The sequence below is a fragment of the Alteromonas sp. BL110 genome, assembly GCF_003443615.1.
Taxonomy (GTDB): domain Bacteria; phylum Pseudomonadota; class Gammaproteobacteria; order Enterobacterales; family Alteromonadaceae; genus Alteromonas.
The window spans coordinates 2,589,983-2,612,204 of record NZ_CP031967.1 but is presented as its reverse complement, the minus strand read 5'-3'; the positions used below and the strand labels follow the sequence as shown (position 1 = coordinate 2,612,204).

General features: G+C 44.3%; 15 protein-coding genes. 5 read left to right on the top strand and 10 right to left on the bottom strand.

Annotated elements, in window-relative coordinates; genetic code table 11:
• Positions 1 to 94: 94 nt before the first annotated feature.
• From D1814_RS11295 to D1814_RS11285, 3 genes are all read left to right on the top strand, one after another.
• Positions 95 to 1,324, top strand: a complete 1,230-nt coding sequence (locus tag D1814_RS11295) for a porin (RefSeq protein WP_118492306.1) — start codon at positions 95 to 97, stop codon at positions 1,322 to 1,324.
• 200 nt (positions 1,325 to 1,524) lie between these two features.
• Positions 1,525 to 2,385: a hypothetical protein gene (locus D1814_RS11290; RefSeq protein ID WP_118492304.1), complete on the top strand. Its 861-nt coding sequence runs from the start codon at positions 1,525 to 1,527 to the stop codon at positions 2,383 to 2,385.
• Between the two features lie 273 nt (positions 2,386 to 2,658).
• Positions 2,659 to 3,318, top strand: coding sequence for a response regulator (locus tag D1814_RS11285; RefSeq protein ID WP_025254137.1), 660 nt, complete (start codon positions 2,659 to 2,661; stop codon positions 3,316 to 3,318).
• 131 nt (positions 3,319 to 3,449) lie between these two features.
• Here D1814_RS11285 and D1814_RS11280 read toward each other — a convergent pair whose 3' ends face one another.
• The 8 genes from D1814_RS11280 to D1814_RS11245 all read right to left on the bottom strand — a co-directional run bounded on the left by D1814_RS11280 (position 3,450) and on the right by D1814_RS11245 (position 15,511).
• Positions 3,450 to 5,963 carry an ATP-binding protein gene (locus tag D1814_RS11280; RefSeq protein WP_118492302.1) on the bottom strand — a complete coding sequence of 838 codons (2,514 nt, stop codon included), beginning with the start codon at positions 5,961 to 5,963 and terminating at the stop codon, positions 3,450 to 3,452.
• Positions 5,950 to 7,140: a nitric oxide-sensing protein NosP gene (gene nosP, locus D1814_RS11275; RefSeq protein ID WP_118492300.1), complete on the bottom strand. Its 1,191-nt coding sequence runs from the start codon at positions 7,138 to 7,140 to the stop codon at positions 5,950 to 5,952. The genes D1814_RS11280 and nosP overlap by 14 nt, the downstream gene beginning before the upstream one ends.
• On the bottom strand, positions 7,109 to 9,205 hold the full coding sequence (locus D1814_RS11270) for a 4Fe-4S binding protein (RefSeq protein ID WP_118492298.1): 2,097 nt from the start codon (positions 9,203 to 9,205) through the stop codon (positions 7,109 to 7,111). The genes nosP and D1814_RS11270 overlap by 32 nt, the downstream gene beginning before the upstream one ends.
• A 39-nt stretch (positions 9,206 to 9,244) precedes the next feature.
• Complete coding sequence (gene exaC / locus D1814_RS11265; protein WP_118492296.1) at positions 9,245 to 10,762, bottom strand: acetaldehyde dehydrogenase ExaC; 1,518 nt, start codon at positions 10,760 to 10,762, stop codon at positions 9,245 to 9,247.
• 142 nt (positions 10,763 to 10,904) lie between these two features.
• Positions 10,905 to 11,582 carry a response regulator transcription factor gene (locus D1814_RS11260; protein WP_014950685.1) on the bottom strand — a complete coding sequence of 226 codons (678 nt, stop codon included), beginning with the start codon at positions 11,580 to 11,582 and terminating at the stop codon, positions 10,905 to 10,907.
• Positions 11,579 to 12,838 carry a sensor histidine kinase gene (locus D1814_RS11255; protein ID WP_118492294.1) on the bottom strand — a complete coding sequence of 420 codons (1,260 nt, stop codon included), beginning with the start codon at positions 12,836 to 12,838 and terminating at the stop codon, positions 11,579 to 11,581. The genes D1814_RS11260 and D1814_RS11255 overlap by 4 nt, the downstream gene beginning before the upstream one ends.
• Before the next feature lie 196 nt (positions 12,839 to 13,034).
• A complete protein-coding gene (locus D1814_RS11250; RefSeq protein WP_118492292.1) occupies positions 13,035 to 14,351 on the bottom strand; it encodes a methyl-accepting chemotaxis protein in 1,317 nt (438 codons plus the stop codon).
• Between the two features lie 275 nt (positions 14,352 to 14,626).
• Positions 14,627 to 15,511, bottom strand: a complete 885-nt coding sequence (locus D1814_RS11245; RefSeq protein WP_118492290.1) for a LysR family transcriptional regulator — start codon at positions 15,509 to 15,511, stop codon at positions 14,627 to 14,629.
• Positions 15,512 to 15,609: 98 nt separating this feature from the next.
• Between D1814_RS11245 and D1814_RS11240 the strand changes: the two genes are divergently transcribed.
• On the top strand, positions 15,610 to 17,109 hold the full coding sequence (locus tag D1814_RS11240) for a CoA-acylating methylmalonate-semialdehyde dehydrogenase (RefSeq protein ID WP_118492288.1): 1,500 nt from the start codon (positions 15,610 to 15,612) through the stop codon (positions 17,107 to 17,109).
• 14 nt (positions 17,110 to 17,123) lie between these two features.
• Positions 17,124 to 17,999 (top strand): 3-hydroxyisobutyrate dehydrogenase, encoded by an 876-nt coding sequence (gene mmsB / locus D1814_RS11235; RefSeq protein WP_232368864.1) that lies wholly within the window; start codon positions 17,124 to 17,126, stop codon positions 17,997 to 17,999.
• Positions 18,000 to 18,147: 148 nt separating this feature from the next.
• Here mmsB and D1814_RS11230 read toward each other — a convergent pair whose 3' ends face one another.
• A complete protein-coding gene (locus D1814_RS11230; protein WP_118492282.1) occupies positions 18,148 to 20,178 on the bottom strand; it encodes a BCCT family transporter in 2,031 nt (676 codons plus the stop codon).
• Between the two features lie 243 nt (positions 20,179 to 20,421).
• Positions 20,422 to 22,155: a D-lactate dehydrogenase gene (gene dld / locus D1814_RS11225; RefSeq protein WP_118492280.1), complete on the bottom strand. Its 1,734-nt coding sequence runs from the start codon at positions 22,153 to 22,155 to the stop codon at positions 20,422 to 20,424.
• Between the last annotated feature and the right edge of the window lie 67 nt (positions 22,156 to 22,222).

The following is a 22,222-nucleotide window of genomic DNA, read 5'->3' as shown; positions in this document are numbered from 1 at the left end:
CAATTTACTGGACACCGAAAGCATTAAAACCAGTCAAAAATAAAAATAAAAAGCCACTGTAATTAATCAACACTACCAATATTGGGACAGTAAAATGAAAAAGAATACATTTACAAAAACCTGTTTATCTATTGCCATTTTGAGCACAGTCAGTAGCCATAGTTTTGCCCAAGACGAGCCCTATTCATGGAATATCTCTGGATGGATAAATGAAGGCTTAACCTATTACGACGACGGTGTGGGTAGTGATGTGGCACAACTTTCAGATAACGGTACAACGCTAGGCAGCCGTATTACGCTTTCAGGAAACTATAAACTGGAAGAACAAGGCATGGACGTGGGCTTTGAGGTCATTATTGAACCTCTTTCAGGCGCACCGAACTACGCCGGTGGTGGCCATCAAACCCCGCTTTTGTTTGCCAATCAGGATAACTTAGACACCTTCAACGGCGGCGACATAGGCCTGTTGGGCAGTAGCCTCTACTTTGGTGGCGACTGGGGTAAAATCACCGTTGGTTTACAAAGCCTTCCCACCGATAACATTGCCGTTCTAGCCGATCCGTCTGGCACAATCTGGTCGGGAATTTCTCCATTATTTAGAGCAAATGGCTTCTTTATTCGAGGCGTCGAAGAAGGCTCGACAAACGTAGCGTGGGGGCAATTTGCCCAATGTTTGGCTACGCCTGGCTTGGGTATAGGGCTAGACTGTAACGGTATTTATCGCAACGGCGTACGCTACGACCTACCTCAGATGGGTAACGTTAGTATTGCCGTAGGTTATGCAAACGATGAAATCTTTGATGTTGCGGTGAAATACGCTGCTGAACATGAAGGCTTTAAAACCAATCTTCACGCAGGCTACTCAGTGAACAAAGATGGCGGCAGTAATGTTGGCGGCAACAGTTCAACTACTCTACAAATGCAAGCAGGTGTAATGCACATCGAATCCGGCGTGTTTGGGGTAGCCACTTACCAGACGGAAGAAGCTGACGATGCTATTGTTGGTTCGGGTGATGATACAGATGCCTATTACTTCAAAGCTGGCATTAGAAAACAGTTTAATCGCTTTGGTGATTCAGCATTTTACGCAGAATATGCAAGTTATAACGACCAATACGGCATGGCTCATTTAGATGGCGTTACCGGCTCAGAGCTTAGTCAGTGGGGTATTGCAGCAGAACAATATTTTGGCTCGCGCTTCTTGGTTTACGCGAAATACGAAAACCTAAGTTTAGATATTGATGGTTCAGAATCTGCGCAAGGAATTTATAACAGCGCAGAAGACTTAACCCTAATTCAACTAGGTGGCACTGTGTTCTTTTAATTGAGAATTAAAAATCAGTCATATTTTAACACTGAACTTATATCTAATTATCCTGAATTTTAAAAACTACTCGATTCATTTAATTAATGATAAAAAACTAATCAATTTTAAACTTAAGTCAGAAATTAAAATTAAGCTAAAAGATATGACATAAAAAAGCGAGATTCACTCTCGCTTTTCCTATTGAAAAAGGAAGGATCATGAAAAATACATCTCTATTTTCATTACGTTCAGCTCAACCCATTCTGTTAGCCCTACTCTTCATAACGACAGTACATATCGCAGACGCACAGGTCATATTTCAGGAGGACAAAAACAATTTTATTCGCCTTGTTGAAAAGCAAAACGAAGCAGACAGTGACATGCGTGCCAACCAACACCCCTTTACGCTGCAAGAGCAGGATGTATCCGCCATACTTAGCGCTATTCAGGTGGTTAAGAACAAAAATACGTCAACACCGCTTTTTTCCAACGAACAGGTTGCGTTACTTGCCACCTATCTGCCTGAGGCGCTGCGAACAGCGACTGCTCAGCAAGACGTAATTTTTGCCCTTAGTAAAGAGAAGCGCTATTTGGCAGGCCTTAAAACCCAAACGTATTATGTTGCAGGCAGTATTTTCGTTGCAGACGATCAGCTCAATATTCTTATTGGCGAGTTCGACAAAGTAACCAATAAAGCCTACGAAATGGCTTATGATCCTACTTCTCAGGGCTTGGTAAAATACGACTTTGATTTTGGTAATCGAAAACAAGCAAAGTTTTCATTTGATTCCCCACTCTCTTTTTCCGCACCTGGCATTGCATTAAAAACAAAAAATCGCTTCGATTGGGTTGTTGCACCTACTCAACTAGCGTTAGCAACCACAAAAAGAGAGGAAAAATTTTCCCCACCGAATAGGGAAAACACGCCCACTACCAGAGACAAATCCATTTCAGCCACATTATCCACGGAAGACGAGGTTATAGCTCGTTTTAAACGCTTAGACGCACTAAAAAAGGCACAATTGATTAGTGAAAAAGAATACGCGCAAAAAAGGCAACAGCTACTTGATGAGCTATAGAACAAAAGTCTCTTCCGAACGGGTCGTTCCCGCTATTATATTATAAGCCTTTGGTCTAATAAGCCTGAATAAATGTTATATTAATGTTAACATCATGAGAGAGTTAAGTGACGATTTAGCTTTCAATATTTCAGCCAATTCGGTCACTTAGAAACGTTTTATTCGCACGATAACTTTATCTTACAAAAAATACTTATTGTGTGAGTAAAGCGTCAACCCACACATACCACAAGGCCCGCGGCACATGTCGCTTTTTTAGCTGAGGGGAAGACGATGCACCGTATCCTGATAATTGACGATCACCCTATTTTTCGTCACGCAATGATTACTATTTTAGGGAAAAAGTTTCCCGACTCAGAAACCCTCGAAGCCAATTCAATTTCTGAAGCGTTAACTTTACTTGAGCAAGACGCAAGCTTCGACTTAATCATGCTCGATTTAAATATGCCAGAAACCTGTGGTCTTAACGGGCTTTTAGAAATTCGAAACCAACACCCTAATGTACCCGTGGTCATAATTTCCGCTGAAACGGAAAAACAAAATATTCTGCAAACCATCTCTTATGGTGCTGTTGGCTTTATTTCAAAAAGCAGCAAAATTGAAGAAATTGCCACGTCTATTGAAAGCATTTTTGAAGGGAATGTGTGTTTACCATCAGAGATATTGAGAACACCATCTACTAGAACCCGCATGACCAATGACAATGGTATTTCGCCAGAGCAAATTCGCTCATTAACCCGAAAAGAACTGACCGTGTTGAAGTACTTAACTCAAGGATTAGCTAATAAAGTGATTGCCTACGAACTTAATATTTCTGAAACTACGGTTAAATCTCATGTTTCGTCTATTCTTAAAAAGTTGGGTGCTAGCAATCGAGTGAAAGTAGTGGCCAGTGCCGCGAATATCGACTTCAACCAATACGTTTTTAATTAGGCGGCTTTGCCAGCAATAGACTCGAGGCAGCAAAAGTTAAAGCGCTAGCCTCTTGTCTAAAAGGAAATCTGACGAATTCTATCCACCTGAAGGTTAGAGGCGAATAGAAACACCGCCATCAGCTTTTACTTTCAGCCATTCAGGCTCGACAACAATGCAGCTTTAAGAACAGATGAATTAACAGGTTTGTGCAGCAACTGAATATCGGTGCCTTCAAGTTCATTCGCCAAGGCTTTTGAGTGATTAGCAGTGCAAATCATAATGGGCATGTAAGGCGCGATTTTTCTTACGCGTTTTGCAATATCTAAACCGGTTTCTTCTTCATCCAAGTGGTAATCGACGATAAGCATGTCGCACTCCTCAAAGCTTCCATTGTTTACGGCACTGCATTGTTTAAACCCTGAGAAGGTATCTATTTCCATGTCCCAGTTTGCGAACAACGTTTGCATAGCTATACGCATATTCGCATCGTTATCAATGTGCCATATATGCTTATCTAAAACGTAATTTGGTAACGACGGCTCCAAAGTATAAAGATAGTCTTGCTCTTGACTCGTACGACACACTTCAGTAATAGGAATGGTCACCGTGAAGCACGCACCTACGCCCTCTTTCGAGCGCACTCGAATATCGTGCTCTAACAACTTACTCATTTTATCTACAATGTATAGTCCCAGACCCAAACTGTAAGAGTAATTAAAATCGTTTTCTAATCTGGAAAACTCTTTAAAAATAACTTTCTGATCGTCTTCGCTTATACCCACACCTTGATCATAGATGCTAATTTCCAGATTCTCATTCACCTTTCTTGCAGCCAGTAGCACCTTGCCGTTCGCACCATATTTCATTGCATTTATTAATAAATTTCGCAATATTCGAGAAAGCAAATTCACGTCTGTCACTACGAATGCTTCTGTCAAGCGGTAGCGAAAATCTACGCGGTAGTCTTTACTGATATGTGTAAACTCTTCGGCTAACTGCATAAGTAACGGCAATACATTCTCTTGCTGCTTATCGGGCTGTAACACTCCAGCGTCCAATTTGGATGTTTCAATAAGCGTGCGAATAAGGCCATGTAAATCAGACAGTGAGTTATCGAGTGCCGCAACAATAGAGCTAGATGAACTATCGACCTGATCTTTCAATGTTTCATTGAACAGGATGGCAGCGCTGAGGGGCTGCATAAGATCGTGGCTGATAGCGGCCAAAAATTTGCTCTTTGAATCAATGGCTTCTTGAAGGGCGATGTTGGCGTGGTTGAGCTCACGCGTACGCTTTTCTACATTTGATTCTAATTGATCCTTAGCCGCTTTAAGCTGAAGCTGACTTTTTACCTGTTGCGACACGTCTGTTGCCAAGACAAAGTGCCCGGTAATATCGCCAGACTCATTAAAATGGGGCAAATAGACTTTCTGTAAAAAGCCCACGTCGCCGTGGGCATTTTTTTCCTTACTTTGAAAGCTAACCACTTCGCCTTGGTTAACGCGGCGCAAGTACTGAATAAGATTGGGGTAAACCTCTTTCAGATGGCTTCTATCCATAGGCATATCATTAATGTCTTGCTCACTCACGCCATACCAATCGCGGTAACCTTTATTGGTGTATTGGAACTTTTTATCGGTACCAATATAAGCAATAAGGGCTGGCACATTATCGGTTATCATACGGATCCAGCTTTCGTTTTGCTTCAGCGTTTCCGCGTAGTGATGCTGCGACGTAACATTGGTAAACGTGCACAGCGTATTGCCATCGGGCAGCTTTGTGATATTTCGTTCAACCACTAGGTGGTCGTGGATAATTTGAGTACTTGGTCCCACGGGCTTCAAATTTAAACCACTCCATTGCCGATTATTTTGAAGCGCATAAATATTCTTACTGTTAACTAACACATGCCGCATCACGTTCGATTGAGTTAAAAACGTGTTATTCCAAAACGCAATGCCACCTTCTTTATCAATAAGCAAAATTCCCACATCAATATTATCGATAAGGCTTTGCAGTAGCTTATTTTTCTCTTTAATGACTTGTTCGTAGCGATTCGACTCAAGCAGTTTTACTTCAGTGATATCGTTAAACAGAATAACGTTCCCACCTTCTTGAGTCGGTCGGTTAGTCAGCTGATACCATCGTCGATTCGACAACTGGTAAATTATCCTACCTTCCACATCGGCAGGCAGTGCGCGGCGAATAACCCCTGAATGCTTGGCTGCTTGCGTAATATCATAATAGTTATCACCAACTTTAGGAGTAATGGAAAGGTCGTCCCAGACGGTTTCGAAATGACGATTAAAGAAAATAATCCCGCCAAGCCTATCAAGCAACACCATCGCCTGATTGGTACTTTCAATGGCGTCGTGCAAACGCTGTTTAACCTGATGGGTTTCTTCGTGAGCGCGCACCAATTCAGCGTTTGACTGCTCCAGTTTTTGCAGTACTGACTGTAGCTCCTCTGTTTTCTGACTCACTTTTTCAGAAAGTTGAACCGAGTGTTCAAAGGCGCGGTAACTATGATGATTAAAACCGCCCTCTTCCATGCGATACATTAGCGCAGCATTTATTTTCTCAAGCTTTTCGTTTTCACGCCTTTGCTCGTAAAGGGCCTTTTGGAGCGCCTCCACGTCGGTAAATTGATTATTGGGCTGCAAAATACACCCCCGTAAACGTTTGATTTAGGTGAACCGAGTGGATATGCTCGCCATAGGCATTAAAGCCCGCAACATTGTATCTTTGCTGTAGCCGTCTTATTTCGTGGTCGTTTTTGCCTTGCTGAATTTCGAGCCTTCGCAGGAAGCAATCACAAGCATAAACAAATTCGGGCTCACCAAGCTTCGCGCGCAGCTTGTCTAGCTTACTTTCTAATGCTTCAATGCAATCGCCCAGCTGAACAAACGTAAGAATAATGCCAATATCTACCGCGCAGTAAAAGGTAATGGCGTTGGTGGCTAAATCTACCTTTTGAATAGAGCGAATGAAATATTTGCCACCTACCATCACTGCAAGGGGAAACATGGAGAACACATCAGGCGTTAAGTCTTCAGCTTTCATTCCCAACAAGCTCGCGTAATACTGCGCAGCAGGTTCACCGTTGATCTCATACACGGTTCGCGATTCAGGATCAGCATGGGTTACCACCAGCTTCGATACTGGAGAGTTAATGTGATCAATGGAGAACACGGTGAATGGCTTTCCCGTGCCAACAAGCAGCAATACTGCAGCATCGCGATGAAATACACCTTTGTAAAACACATAAGTGGCTTCGAGTTTTAAGTCATCGCCGGCGCTCCCGCCTAAGTGCGGAATATTGCCAAAGGCAGTCGCAAAGGTTTCTAAAAAATGTTCTTCATGACGGGTAAGCCCATCTAGCACGGAAATAACGAAGTGCTGTTCTGTATCGTAGCGACGTTCTCTCCCCTGTAACGCTCTACGCAAACCGCTAGCGATATCATGGGCTTCATCGAAATTTACCTCGCCCAACTTAGGCACTATCGCAGTGGCGATAGAAAACTCGTTTTTCAAAAACGCGACGGCCATCAGTTTTCCTGTCCCGTAGCCATTTTTATTAAATTCACCCGCGCTGGTACACCCGACAACATTCACCTGGGGAAAACGTGCGGTGATTTCCTTTGCAACAGTGTCTAAGTCAAACAGCGTGCTTGTGTGAAAGAGCAACAGCTCTATTTCATCGCACTTAACGTTCGCTAAAATTTCATTGGCCACATCGCGGCAGGCCTCTTTAGCGCCGTATAAACTCGCTTCGTTGTCATCGTTAACCTTGCTATTAGCAGGTTGACTAAGGGCGGACAGGATTGAGGTTTTTGACACGCGTTGGCACCTTTTTCTTTTTATATTTATCGATTTTGCACAAGTTAGGGTTATCTAACGTAACCACACACTCAAGGCACTGAATACATTCAGCATAGTCAATGCTGCCGTCTTGTTCTATAGCATCAATACCACATTTCTTTTGTTTGCACAGCTGACACGGATTACCGCAGGCATCTTTACGTGTAAGCAATTTAACGAAAGGGAAACGCCCCAGAATGGCAAGCCCTGCTCCCAATGGACATAAATAGCGGCAGTACACTTTATGAATTTTTAAGCTAAGTAGCAGCAATAAAACCGAATACAGCACAAAGGGCCAATATCGAACAAAGTGTAGGGTTATGGATGTTTTAAACGGCTCTATCTCAGCGAGCTTCTCCGCAAGGTTTAGCGAATAGAATGAGCACGCGACTAGTCCTATAAGCAACACATATTTAATTTTTTGCGCCCGCTTGTGGTGCTGAGGCTTAATTCTAATTTGTTTTATCCTGAGCTTTTCAGCCAGTATTCCCATCATTTCTTGCAGAGCCCCGAAGGGGCAAAGCCAGCCACAAAAGAGCCCCCGCCCTACAATAAACAGCGAGGCAAATACAAAGCTCCACAAAATAAAAATAACCGGATCGAGAAGATATACCTCTAACGAAAATCCATCGACAATATCCAGTAGCAGTGTGTATATGTTGACGACAGACAGTTGCCCTTGGGCGTAAAAACCAATAAAAAACAGCACGAACACAAGGGAAAATGCCCGCACTGTATGCACAAACTTCGTGTAAGGCGTTAGCCTTTGCTGGAATGCAAAAAACAACGACAGCGCAACAAGATAAACAACAGTGATGCTTATCGTTAAGTTTCTGTCCCTCCAAATTTTCTGCCACAACGGAATGGGCTTCGCTAACTGAGCCTCTGGATTTTCCATAAATAGTTCACTAGGCAGTGTCACTTTCAAAGGGAAAAGATGCTCATCTTGCTCGAAAAAGCTTGGCTTAAACGGCACACTAATCGCTATTTCCATTTCTTGGTCAAGTGACAGCCCACCTTTCGATTTTACTCGAAGTACTTTGATCTCGTTGTAGTCGGGCAATGCTTGTGAAAATGCGGGGTCATAGAAGCTATAAAAATCGATATCGCGGATAGCTGTGGGAAAGCCGCCTTGAGATACCCGTAAATGCTCAGGAGTGGTTTGGGGAATAAACTCATCGCTGATAAAACTGAACCCTTTCGTATTCAGTACCATCAGTGCCATTTCTCCTGGATTTAGATTTTCCTGTAACCGAGCAAATTCCTCTTCACCTAGCAGGTTTTTCCCCACAATAGGAAGACTTAAAAACGCATAGTAGTGTTCGGCAATGATGTCACCATCAAGAACAAACTCGCTTTGAATATCGTCAACCGCCCGAATCACTTCTCTCGAAAGCCCTTCGGTATTTTGCTGAGTAATCTGGTGCTTTTGAATGTAGCCCTTGTCAACCAATTCGCTAAAAGTAAGAGGTTCGTAAAAGTCTGGATTGATAATATTGTTGCTAGGCGCGACAAAGCCATCAAGCTTAGCTCTGGCAACCGCTAATGCAGATGTCACGATAGTGTCGTTGATAACCAGCACTGATACAGTCGCTTTCGTAACCCCATCAAAGTAAGTAGCGTCTTTGCCTACATTGCTTTTCCCACCAATGATAAAACGCTCTTTGACATTATGACCTTGGTATTGGGCAACGAAATCAAACATAGACTGCTCGCCAAGCCCGTGCAAAAAAATCGGCTCGTTATGCTGCTTAACGAAAAGATCAACAACATTACCTTGTGTATCTAATCCAATCATCACATTAACCGGTTTGCCTGAAAAGCCTATGAAGTCGACAAAGTCATTCGACTCAAAAACATATCCGAGTAGTTGCTGAAGCTGATAGACTGGGGTTACTTTGATGTCAGTGTGCATTTCCCCCACACGTGTAGCGTTGGGAAATATCTTGTAAATGTCGTTTGGAATGTCTGTCGCGTCAGACTGCGCCAACACACTGGTGCTCAGCAACAGCAAGAAAATGATTGAGGAAAATACGATGCGCATAGAGGTAGTGGGCGGCAATAGGCGCCGCCCTCAGGTTAATTAGAAGAAACCAAGTGGGTTGATATCGTAACTTACCAATAGATTTTTTGTCTGCTGGTAGTGATCTAGCATCATCTTGTGGGTTTCGCGGCCAATGCCTGACTTTTTATAGCCACCGAAAGCAGCGTGAGCTGGATACAGATGATAACAATTCGTCCATACACGTCCAGCTTCAATCGCTCGACCTACGCGGAATGCTACATTCGCATCGCGGCTCCATACACCAGCGCCAAGTCCGAAGCTTGTATTATTGGCAATCTCAATCGCCTCTTCTTCGGTTTTAAAGGTTTGGACAGCGATTACCGGACCAAAAATCTCTTCTTGGAACACACGCATGTGGTTTTCACCCTTCAAGATAGTCGGCTGAATGTAGTAGCCTCCATCAAATCCAGGTAGCTGTTCCTTCTCACCACCAGTGACGACTTGAGCACCTTCAGACTTACCAATATCGATGTATTTAAGGATCTTTTCGAACTGCTCGTTAGATGCCTGTGCACCTACCATGGTGTCTGTGTCTAGTGGGTTGCCACGTTTGATCTTCTGAATTTTTTCCAACACTTTTTCCATGAAAGCATCATAGATATCTTCGTGAATTATCGCTCGAGAAGGACACGTACACACTTCACCTTGGTTGAAGTAGCCAAGCACTAAACCTTCGGCACACTTATCAATAAACTCTGGCTCGTGATCCATAATGTCTGCGAAGAATAAGTTTGGCGACTTACCGCCAAGTTCTACAGTTGACGGGATCAGGTTTTCAGCCGCACAGCGAAGGATATGTCCGCCAACTGGGGTAGAACCGGTGAACGCGATTTTTGCAATTCGAGTGCTCGTTGCGAGGGCTTGCCCTGCTTCTGCACCAAATCCATTAACAATATTGAGAACGCCTGGTGGCAGTAAATCTTGGATTAGCTCAGCGAATAACAAGATTGATACTGGCGTTTGTTCTGCAGGCTTAAGCACCACTACGTTACCGGTAACAAGTGCTGGCGCCAGTTTCCATGCCGCCATAAGTAGCGGGAAGTTCCAAGGGATGATTTGCCCAACTACACCGTAAGGTTCATGGAAGTGATACGCCACCGTGTTTTTATCAATTTCGCCGATGGTGCCTTCTTGGCTTCGAATACAGCCTGCGTAATAACGGTAATGGTCTGCGCAAAGCGGGATGTCGGCATTCAGTGTTTCACGAACGGCTTTACCGTTATCCCAAGTTTCTGCAACGGCGAGTAGTTCTAGGTTTTCTTCGATGCGATCGGCTATTTTCAGAAGAATGTTAGAACGCTCAGCTACTGATGTATCTGCCCAACCTTTTTTCGCAGCGTGAGCTGCATCTAACGCAAGCTCAATATCTTCAGACGTTGAGCGAGGGATTTGTGCGATGTCACTGCCATCTACTGGTGATGTTGCGGTGAAGTACTCACCTTTAACCGGTGCAACCCATTCGCCATTGATAAAATTACCGTAGCTTTCTTTGAAGCTTACGACCGAACCTTCACTACCTGGCTTTGCATAAATCATAAGAAGTACCTTTTGATAACTTTGCGCGTACCACGCGCACTAACTTGGTTTGTTGTGTAGTTTGATAATGGTACTTTTACGTTGTACCTACCATGATGCGATAGACCGATTTGACTCCTACTTTAGGAGGGGAAACCTATGGCTACTTCTCACTCTTCTCGACAAAAGACACCGATTGAGACGCTGAAAGCTCTGCATCACCGATGTAACCGTGTTTAGCCGCAATGGCTGAAAACTGGGAGGGCACCGCGTCGAGCTTTCGCTTAATGACGGTAAGTGCGTTAGAGACAGTCTTAGCCGATAGGCCCAACTCATCAGCAATATCGAAGCGGGATTTATTCATTGCTATCGCAATAAATATTTCGAACTCACGTTTTGTTAATTTGGCAGCAATGTCCACATTGGTATCGAGAAGTTGATTGGCTAAATTTACCGCCAAGCCTCGCTCAATATACTTTTGCCCTTTTGCGACGACCTTAATTGCCGAGATCAATATTTCAGGCGAACTACTTTTACTGATGTACCCCATAGCACCGGTTTGCATAGCGCGGTGCAATATGACGCTGTCTTCGAACATACTGAAAAAGATAATTTTTAAATCTGGATGTCGCTTCAAAAAAATCTTGGCTAAAACAAGGCCACTTTCATTTGAAAGGTTTATGTCGAGGATTAAGATCTCAATGTCACTACTGGCTAATAAACGATGGGTTTGTGCACCGTTTTCAGCATCAAAAATACGGCAATCGGGCATCATCGCATTGAGTAAAGCTTTGTATCCTTCACGCACCACAGCGTGGTCGTCGACAATTAGAATATTCATGCGACGCTAGCGCCCATAAGAGGAGGCATTTTTTTGAGGGTAAGGGACAGCGATACAGCAACGCCTCCATCATCTGGTGACGTCACACTGCAATTTGCACCTATACAACGCGCTCGGCTGCGCATTGAAGACATGCCAATATTTTCTACAATGTGGTTCCCTAATCCCCGGCCGTTGTCTTTGACCATCACAGAAACCCGATGAGTATCGCCATAAATTTGAATGCTAACCTTGGTGGCCTTCGCATGCTTAATCACGTTATTAATAGCTTCTTGAGCAAATCGGTAAAGATGAATATCTCGCTCATTATCTTCTTGATAGCGCTTTAGATTAATAGACACGTTCCACTGCGTATCGGGCTGTGCCACTTCTTGTTCGTAAACCAGACGTTCTAGCGACGACTGAAGAGAGACTCTATCCAAAACAAGCGGGTGAAGGTGAGCAGTGAGCTTTCTAATTGCATCGCTTATTTGATGTGACATCACTTGAACTTTCTGTGCTGACAGTTCAACAACAGATCGCTCTTTTGCGTTAACCAAAATATAAGCATGGGCTTTTATCGTGGTCAGCAACTGCCCCACATTATCGTGAAGCTCTCTGGCAAGGTAATTACGCTCTTGCTCTTGGAGAAGAGCTAGCTGCTTATCTATTTTTATGAGCTGCTTTTCTTTTGATTTAAGTGCATTTTGCAGATGCTTAAACTGGTCTAACACCCTATTCATTTCGGTGATATCTGAATGTGGTAGGGGCTGTGATTCCTTGCCTTCTCGAAGCTCAGATAACGCGTCAGCGAGCTGATTTAGCGGCACTAACCTTTGCTTAACCGCCACTTTTAACGTAAACAGCAACAGGACAAAGGTTGCGAAAAACAGTCCCGCCACCAATGCAAAAAAAGTGAGGTTCTGTGTAAGTTCAGTAGCATCGAAAGGCGTAACGACAAGATACTGATTTTCCTGAATTGGGATGATAACTGGTGTGAGTGCAGTGCGTTCAGATGTAGACATTGCTGAGGGCTGCTCTGCCCGAAGACGGCCCGTGAAATAATGGGCAGATAAGTGAGGACTAGGCTCTACAATTGCTTCGATATCAGCGACAGGGATATTGAGGTTTACCATTTCTCGCACTTGATTAAGCGCGCCGGTCATTTCTTCCTCAATATTATCTTGTATGTGGAAGTAGACCAGACAGGTAAAAACCAAAAAGCAGCCAATGAATACGGCCACTACAGCTGTAGATATTTTCGTAAAACCTGACATAAGCGCCCCTGCAAGCCTTTTATTACAGGGTTATGCTATACATCATGCGCTCAAAAGCACATCCTGCAATAGGGGCGAATTCATCCTACCAAGGTAGGATGAACTCACTTTTTCAAGCATAGGTGTTACAAGTGAGGCAATAGGTACGCTTATTGATTACGTTCTACACGTTCATGTCAACGCTACTTATTAATGTTTAATTTACGAGCTGACTGCTAAACTGCCCGACTGCATCCACAACTTCCTTCGCGCCGTTTTGGATTTGCTCAATAACCTCACCCGCTTCGTTGGCGTAATTAAGCCCAGACTGTGCTTTTGCATCACCCTCATTCACAAGGTTTACGGCATCGGTTGCCAACGTTTGGTTGTGCTTAACCACATTAATAATTTCTTCCGTAGCCTCGGTAGTACGCGATGCTAACTGGCGTACTTCGTCTGCCACTACGGCGAAACCTCGTCCCTGATCGCCAGCGCGCGCGGCTTCAATGGCCGCATTTAAAGCTAGTAAGTTAGTTTGCTCGGCGATGGCACTGATACTACCTATGATAGTGGCTATCTGCTGAGACTGGCTATCTAGTGCGTTTATTCCTTCCTTAGCTCTGTCCATTTGATCCGACAGCGAAGACATTTCAGAAAGCAATTCACTTACTACTTCCTTCCCTCGTGATGCAATTTGATCAGTAGTATTAGAAGAACGATAGGCAATATCAGCAGCATTAGAAATTGCATTTTCTCTAGCAACTTGCTCAGTAATATCAGTAGCCAGTTTAACCACTTTATACATGCGACCGTGAGAGTCACAAATAGGGTTATAAGTTGCCTCTAACCAAAAGCTGTTGCCATGCGCATCAAAACGTTCAAAGCGCCCTGCAACGAATTCACCACGGGCTAGGCGATCCCAAAAATTCTTGTATTCCATAGAATTAGCGTATTCAGTATCGCAGAATATTCTATGGTGCTTGCCCTTTATTTCGTTCAAACTGTATTTGACCGTTTTCAAAAAGGCTTCGTTAGCGTCTTGAATTACACCATTGAGATCAAACTCAATCGCCGCATTAGATTTGTGTAAAGCAGCTACTAGGTCTTCGTGTTCTTTCGACTTAGCGATGGTGCGCGTAAGGTCATTAAGGTTTACCGAAAATTTGTGTATCTTGCCATTAATATCGAAAATAGGCTCTACTACACCACGCAGCCACGCCTCATCTCCGTTTTCACGCACAAACTCTATTGCCCCCCAGTAATGAAGACGCTGTTCAAGAGCATCTTTTAACTTTTTAAAATGAGGAGTGTTCCGTGCAATCTCAGGAACAAATTCAAAAAAGCGTTTACCTTTCACTTGAGACAGAGAGTACCCCAGCTCCTCTTCGAACATCCCGTTAACTGCGTCTATTTCACCACGCTCGTTTAGGCGAAGAAAAATCATATCTTCACGTAACCCGTCTCGCACTTGCTTGAGTATGTGTAGCTCCTCGCGAAGCGCTTCGTTTTCTTTTACTAAATGTTTATTGAACATAGGATCTTCCCTGACAGAGAATTTTTGTGATGTGCCTTTTATCGGCAGCCATCAATCCTGCCTTAACGATAATTAGATAAATGTATACAAGGTTCACTAAGCGTAATGCTAACGTTTATCTTTTCGTTAGTATTTTATAACTTAGTATAATCACGCGATATATATAGCCTAGACCACATTCACCACTTGCGGCAAAGTCAGGCTAAATTTTTCGCTTTCACACTGATTTTTCTCACACATTTACAGCAAAAGGCAGTAGAAAAAAGTCTAATTTTTCAATCGAGAAACCTTGGTCTATGTTGCGCAATATTATCTGTAAGCCACTTCGTGAACACTTGAAAACGGGCCTGAGAATGGGTTTCTTTGTGTGTTGCCAACCAAAACGTTCGCTTAATATGGATCTCGTTTTGTAGAAGACGAACTAACTCTGGCTGTTTCTCTGCCATAAATTTAGGCAAAATTCCTACACCTGCGCCATTTACAAGCATCTGATACTGCGCATTGATACTGGTGCTGCGAAGTGCGCTTAATTGGGACAGCGCGGTCTCCTCAATGAACTTCAATTGGGGGGCGTAAACCAAATCGGGGACATAGCTCACTAAATTAAACGCGGTAAGGTCTTTTAATGTTTTTGGTTTGTTGTTGCTGATAAGGGACTGATGGGTATAAAGATAAAGATTATAGTCAGTCAGCTTCTGGGTAACCAGTAAGCCTTTGCTAGGCTTTTCCAGTAAGATAGCCATATCAGCTTCCCGTTTATTGAGGTTTAAAAAACCACTGGTTGCTACTAGCTCAATACTTATCCCTGGATACTGCTTTTTAAAATCGGGGAGTAATGGCGCCAAAAACCAACTGCCGAAGCCTTCAGAAACGCTTACTCTAATCGTGCCCGCTAAGTGGGAACGTTCATCACCTAATTCGTTTTGTGCCTCTAAAAAGTAATGCTCTGCTTTTTCAATATACGTAACCAACTCACTACCATGTGTGGTTAGCACATATCCCTTTTTCGTTAGCTCGAATAACTTACAATTTAATGAGTCTTCCAGTTTTTTTACACGACGAATTAACGTGGTAGGGTCTACTTTCAAGCCTTTAGCTGCAATAGCTACACGACCATTTCTTGCCAATCCAAGAAACAAGCGCATGTCATCCCAATTCACTCAAATACCTGCATTTTTACAGCACCATACTGCAAGTATATGTATTGCCTTTGCAAACACAAGGTTTCAATATTGTTAAAAACCCTAGGAGCTATGTCATGAGAAAGATTGTTCACTTTATTGCAGGTAAAGATTTTGAAGATAGCAGTGAAAATACCGCGTCGGTATTTGCGCCTAACACAGGTGAAGTACAGGCTAAAGTAAGCTTGGCTAACACTTCAACTTTGGCCTATGCAATTGAAACAGCCCAAGCTGCACAGGTTGAGTGGGCAGCAACAAATCCTCAGCGACGCGCTCGTATTATGTTCAAGTTTAAAGAGTTAGTTGAAGCAAACCGCAACCGCTTAGCAGCACTATTATCGAGCGAGCACGGAAAAGTACTGGTTGATGCGCAGGGTGATATTCAGCGCGGCCTTGAAGTTATCGAGTTTGCCTGCGGTATTCCTCACGCCCAAAAAGGCGAGTATACCGAGGGTGCAGGTCCAGGTATTGATGTGTATTCCATGCGCCAAGCACTCGGTGTAGTGGCAGGTATTACGCCATTTAATTTCCCAGCCATGATCCCAATGTGGATGTTCGGTGTGGCAATTGCCTGCGGTAACGCGTTCATTCTAAAGCCATCAGAGCGCGATCCGTCAGTACCTGTTGAACTGGCAAAGCTTATGATTGAAGCTGGCCTTCCTGCAGGTGTACTTAACGTTGTACACGGTAACAAAGAAGTGGTTGATGGTATTTTAGATCATCAAACTATTAAGGCGGTGAGCTTTGTAGGCTCTTCTGATATCGCTAACTACGTGTACGAGCGTGGCGCTCGTGCTGGTAAGCGCGTTCAAGCCATGGGCGGCGCGAAAAACCACGGCATCGTAATGCCTGATGCAGATCTAGATCAGGTGGTAACCGACTTAGTTGGTGCTGCGTACGGCAGTGCCGGTGAACGCTGCATGGCGCTACCGGTTGTCGTTCCGGTGGGCGATGAAACCGCTGAGAAACTGAAAGCCAAGCTTATTCCGGCTATTAAAGACATTATGGTAAGTCATAGTGAAGATCCTAACGCTCATTATGGCCCTGTGGTTACTGCTGCTCACAAAGAGCGCGTTGAAGGCTATATCGACCTTTGCATAGAAGAAGGTGCTGAGCTTGTTTACGACGGCAGAACCAGTCAGATTCCAGACGACAGTCAAGGCTACTTCATCGGCCCTACATTCTTCGACCACGTAACCAAAGATATGCGTTCATACCAAGAAGAGATTTTTGGTCCAGTGCTTCAAATGGTGCGCGCGAAAGATTTCAACGAAGCAGTTAACTTAGCAAGTGACCATCAATACGGTAACGGTGTTGCTATGTACACCCGTAACGGCCATGCGGCGCGCGAATTTGCGCAACGCGTAAACGTCGGCATGGTAGGTATTAACGTGCCAATTCCTGTGCCGGTTGCCTACCATACCTTTGGGGGCTGGAAACGCTCAGCATTTGGCGATACCAATCAACATGGTATGGAAGGAGTGAAGTTCTGGACCAAGGTTAAAACCATTACGCAGCGCTGGCCTGATGGCTCAGATACGAACGACAACGCCTTTGTTATTCCAACCATGGGCTAAGTGAGGAGACGATTATGACCACAGTTGCATTTATTGGCCTAGGTAATATGGGCTCGGGGATGGCAAAGAATCTGGTTAAGAACGATTACAAAGTACTGGCCTTTGACTTAAGCGAAGTGGCGCTGGAAAAAGCCAAAGAAGCTGGCTGCACTATTGCGAAAAGTACCGAGCAAGCCGCCTCTGAGGCCGATATCGTTATCACTATGTTACCAGCGGGCAAGCATGTACAGGATATCTATTCAAATCAGATCCTGGGTGCTGTCCGAGAAGGCACCTTGCTTATTGACTGCTCTACCATTGACGTTGAAACGGCGAAACGTGTATCGGAATTGGCTGAGAAAAAAGGCCTTAAAATGCTGGATGCGCCGGTGTCTGGTGGAGTTGCAGCCGCAGCTGGCGGCACGCTCACTTTTATGGTGGGGGGCGATGCTGACGCATTCGATAAAGCGCAAGGCGTACTTAGCGCAATGGGCAAAAAAATAGTTCATGCGGGCGGCCACGGTGCAGGGCAAGCTGCGAAGATATGCAACAACATGTTGCTGGGGGCAACTATGATTGCGACTTGTGAAAGCTTCCAACTGGCAGAAAAGCTTGGTTTAGACGCGCAAGTATTCTTTGATATCGCGTCTAATGCATCGGGACAAACGTGGTCAATGACCAGCTATTGTCCTGTGAAAGGTGTGGGGCCACAAAGCCCTGCTGATAACGATTTTGCTGGCGGCTTCGCCTCTGCACTCATGCTTAAAGATTTAGGCCTTGCCATGCAGGGCGCAAAGGGCGTAAATGCCCAAGTACCTATGGGTGAACTTGCGGCGAAATGGTTTGAAATGCACTGCGAGGAAGGTAATGCAGGTATGGATTTCTCTTCAATAATTAAGCGATTAGCGTAAAAGAGAACCAACGATTCTCCGACGGCTACTTTCCCTCAAAAGAAGTGGCCTTCTTACTGAGCGAGTAAAGGATTTTACTCGCTCTTTTTTTATTTCAATCAGGATATTACAGCGCTTTCTCATAGCTCGCCGCGCTAAGTCCAGACGATTAGTCTTTTACTTCGTTAAGCATGTCATCATAAGCATCCATTTCCCACGGAAGCTCACCTGGACTAGTATCTAGGAAGTGTAAATAGCTTTCGAACTGGTCCAAGATATCCTTCGCGATACTCTCCTTATCATAGCCATAAATATCGTAGGCTTGACCACCTCGACGAAGGAACACTTCAGCGCGAAAGTACTTTTCCGACTCGTCATCTTCTGAGCGCAGTTCTGCGTAACTAAATCCCGGTACTAAATATTCGGTCATGCGAATATCGTAAATAAAGTCCATGTGTTCGTGCCTTTCTACGCTAAAAGTGGCCCTACCCGTCTCCTCATCAAGATTTACGAACGCTTCCCACTCTCGCGTTTTAAGTGCAGCTTGAACATCTCTCATCGCTGCAATCACGGTTTTATCAATAAACTCATGCACCTCGCTTCGGCTCGGATAATCGACCATTGCAGCGAAACGACCTTTGAGGCTCGTTGTCCGACCATGATTTCTATTCAATGTATTCGCCGTCAAACTGTTATTTCGATAGCCCTCGATGACAAGTGCACGCCACAGACCTGCTGCAGACGCTAACATTATGAAAGCAAAAGGTAAGGCGCTCGCAATCGTCATAGTTTGCAGGGCGTTTAATCCTCCTGCCAACAGCAGTACAGCTGCTACCGTGCCTTCCAGACACGCCCAGAATATACGCTGCCAAACCGGACTTTCTTCTTTGCCACCAGAAGCAAGAGAGTCGATAACCAGCGACCCTGAATCTGATGAGGTCACGAAGAACGTGATGATTAACAATACGGTCAAACCTGACATGACTGACGCACCGGGTAGTAAATCGTAAAGCTTGAACAACGCAACCGCTTCGTTTTCCTGCACATCACTAATAAGTGTAGTAACACCTTGGTTCATAATGGCATTTAACGCAGTGTCGCCAAACACAGAAAACCAAAGGAAGGTGAACATGGTAGGCACAAGCATTACACCAAAAACAAACTGCCTAATAGTTCTGCCTCTACTTATTTTGGCTATAAACATGCCCACAAACGGCGCCCAGGCAATGGTCCAGCCAAATATGAACAGCGTCCAGTTACCAATCCAATCACTACGACTGTATGCTTGAAGGTTAAAAGTGCGTTCGATAATACCGTTAACATAGCTTCCCGTATTTTGCAGGAAGGTCTCTAAAATATGTACAGTTTCGCCCATGGCAAAAACTGTGGCCATCAGCGATACAGCTAAAAGCATGTTTAGAATAGAAAGTCGCTTGATGCCCTTATCCATCCCGGCAATAACCGATATAGTTGCCGCAAAGGTTACAATAGCAATAGTGCCTACCTGCACCATAATATCGATGGGGATATCACCGGAAAGATAGTTAAGCCCAGCATTGATCTGAGTAACGGATAGTCCGAGCGTAGTGGCGATACCAAATAATGTACCGAGAATGGCGAATACATCTACCGCATGACCGACTGGGCCATAGATCTTGTCGCCAATCAGCGGATACAAAGCAGAGCGAATAGATAGGGGAAGACCATGCCGGAATGCAAAATAGGCAAGAACCAAACCGACTAGCCCGTAGATCGCCCAAATGTGAAAACCCCAGTGAAAAAACGCTATTTGCATTGCCTGCTTTGCGGCGTCGACCGTTTCAGCCGCTCCTGCAGGCGGCGAAGAATAGTGTAGAACAGGCTCTGCAACACCAAAGTAGAGCAGCGCTACCCCGTAGCCAGCTGAGAACAACATAGAAAACCATTCGGGAAAGCTATATTGAGGCTCTGCGTGATCGGGCCCCAATTTTATGTTCCCCCAGCTTGATGATGCTACCGATACAATAAATACCAAAAAGATAGCGACCGACAGCATGTAAAACCAACCAAAGGTTTCGGTTATCCACGCTAATGTACTGTCAAAAGCCTCACCGGCAAGTTCGGGGTCACTAATGGTTCCGATAACCAGAAGTAAAATAATGGCAACGGCGGGGAGAAATACAGGAAGAAGAATGGTGGAGTTATTTACTTGTCCTTTCATAGCAAATCCCTTTTCACTTACAGGTAGTTTAAGACCCTGCGAAAATTTAAACGCTATATTTAATTACTAGAACGGACTCGGTTTGGTTCAGGTTGGCCAAATGTGAAACATTGGCGTTGAGCTCAGAATTCACTCAAAAAGCAACCTAAAACAAATTTACTGAAAAGGATAAGGGTTCTACTTGGTTTCAATTTAAGAAACAACAAGTAGAACCTTTTGAGATGCTTTTTATGTCATTAGGCTTTAGTGATGTCCACCACAACAGCCACCTTCATGCTCAGCCCAATTTTTAAGCTTGGTGGTTTTACCTATGCCTGGGTTAAAGCTATTGGTTGGGTCAAGCTCGCGATAGAAGTTCTTAAGTGCGTTTTTGGCAAAGTACTCGTGACCCACGTTGTGTTCTGCAGGATACTCAGCACTTCTCGCATCAAAGGTTTCAAGAATCTTACCTTTTAGCACTTTCGCGTCGGCGCCTTTCTTCAATACATAGTTTTGGTGCATTACGTGGCAAAACAAGTGGCCGTAATACAGTTTGGTATCTATCTGGTCGTCTATTTCCTTGGGCAATACCTCAAACCAATCTGGATCGTTACGGCGAAGTGCGACGTCAATGGTCATCATGGCACCCACTTCTTTGCTGTGCATAACGTGATAGCGACCTATTGCTCCACCTGCAACAAAGCGGTGTAAAATTGCTTTATCTGCTTCTTCCTCGGTACACTCAAAGTAGCTGCCGTCATTGGTTTTAAAGAATTCATCAAGGTAGGCTTTGGCTTCATCTACCCCATCGTTGCTCATTTCCAAAATCCAGTGGTGCTGATATTTGTCCCTAAACTCTTCCATGCGCTTGGGTAAGTGATTAGGAAAAATATAGCTCATGTATTGCATAACGCGATCTGACATTTTGTTGGGTAAAAAGCCTAACTTGTCGGTAAATGCGTCAAATTTGCGTTTAAAAGCAAACAGCTTTGGAATGAACTTAGCTCCGAGCTTGCTAATAACGATAAACATATCTTTGCCGTATTTCTTAGACACGTCATAGCAATCGCGGTGAAGGTATTCGCCCGAGTCAGGCAAATTCTTAAAGGTTGAAAGAATGTCGCGACGCACTTTTGTAAATACAGCGGCGTCGTTAGAGCCGACATAAAATACTTGTTTCTTTTCGGGAATAGGAAACGTGTCTAGTCTTACCGCAAACACAGCAAGTTTTCCAGCGCAGCCAGAGGCCTCGTGAAGTCGCCTGCCGTCATTGTTAAAACGCGACGGCGTGTCAGAGTCAACATCTCGAACACGCTCATCATATTCATTATCTGAAGCGCGAGCGTCAGGGTGCTGCACATCAGTTTCTTTATAACGCTTGTTTTCAAGGTTATTTAAAATCTCTTCTGGCTCGCTACCTAAATTAATACCTAAGTTGTTTACCAAAGATAACTTACCGCTGGCATCAATTTGCGCAAAAAGAGCAAGCTCGGTATAGGCTGGCCCCCGTTTTACTAAGGCGCCGCCTGAGTTGTTGCATATACCGCCCACGATAGATGCGCCAATGCACGATGAACCGATAACCGAATGTGGCTCTCGGCCATACGGCGCAAGCGTCTCTTCCAATCCAAATAGGGTACTGCCGGCTAAACCTACAATTTGTTTACCATTGTCCACCAGCTGAATTTCATCAATTCGCATGGTGCTTATAATAACAAGAGGTCTATCGTAATCTTTACCGTCTGGCGTAGAACCACCCGTTAACCCTGTATTTGCCGCCTGCATAATTACCGCAACATCGGCTTCAACACAAAGCTTCAATACGCGCCAAATTTCCACCAATGTCCCAGGTCTTACTACCGCGAGCGCCTCACCTGCGCCAAAGCGAAACCCTTTGGTATATGGCTGCTTTTTCGCTTTATCAGTTAACAAATAGGCTTGCCCTACTACATCGCGCATAGATGCAATCAAAGACTGAGTGTCAACATTTACGGTCATGGTTCTCTCTGTGTATTGAAATTTTGGAAGGATTAGCTTGGTGATGAACTATACACTAACGTCATTT

What these genes read in the sequence shown, in the direction of transcription:
- D1814_RS11295 (WP_118492306.1), top strand. Translation starts at nt 95, where the DNA reads ATGAAAAAGAATACATTTACAAAAACCTGTTTATCTATTGCCATTTTG.
- D1814_RS11290 (WP_118492304.1), top strand. Translation starts at nt 1,525, where the DNA reads ATGAAAAATACATCTCTATTTTCATTACGTTCAGCTCAACCCATTCTG.
- D1814_RS11285 (WP_025254137.1), top strand. Translation starts at nt 2,659, where the DNA reads ATGCACCGTATCCTGATAATTGACGATCACCCTATTTTTCGTCACGCA.
- D1814_RS11270 (WP_118492298.1), bottom strand. Translation starts at nt 9,205, where the DNA reads ATGCGCATCGTATTTTCCTCAATCATTTTCTTGCTGTTGCTGAGCACC.
- exaC (WP_118492296.1), bottom strand. Translation starts at nt 10,762, where the DNA reads ATGATTTATGCAAAGCCAGGTAGTGAAGGTTCGGTCGTAAGCTTCAAA.
- D1814_RS11260 (WP_014950685.1), bottom strand. Translation starts at nt 11,582, where the DNA reads ATGAATATTCTAATTGTCGACGACCACGCTGTGGTGCGTGAAGGATAC.
- D1814_RS11255 (WP_118492294.1), bottom strand. Translation starts at nt 12,838, where the DNA reads ATGTCAGGTTTTACGAAAATATCTACAGCTGTAGTGGCCGTATTCATT.
- D1814_RS11250 (WP_118492292.1), bottom strand. Translation starts at nt 14,351, where the DNA reads ATGTTCAATAAACATTTAGTAAAAGAAAACGAAGCGCTTCGCGAGGAG.
- D1814_RS11240 (WP_118492288.1), top strand. Translation starts at nt 15,610, where the DNA reads ATGAGAAAGATTGTTCACTTTATTGCAGGTAAAGATTTTGAAGATAGC.
- mmsB (WP_232368864.1), top strand. Translation starts at nt 17,124, where the DNA reads ATGACCACAGTTGCATTTATTGGCCTAGGTAATATGGGCTCGGGGATG.
- D1814_RS11230 (WP_118492282.1), bottom strand. Translation starts at nt 20,178, where the DNA reads ATGAAAGGACAAGTAAATAACTCCACCATTCTTCTTCCTGTATTTCTC.
- dld (WP_118492280.1), bottom strand. Translation starts at nt 22,155, where the DNA reads ATGACCGTAAATGTTGACACTCAGTCTTTGATTGCATCTATGCGCGAT.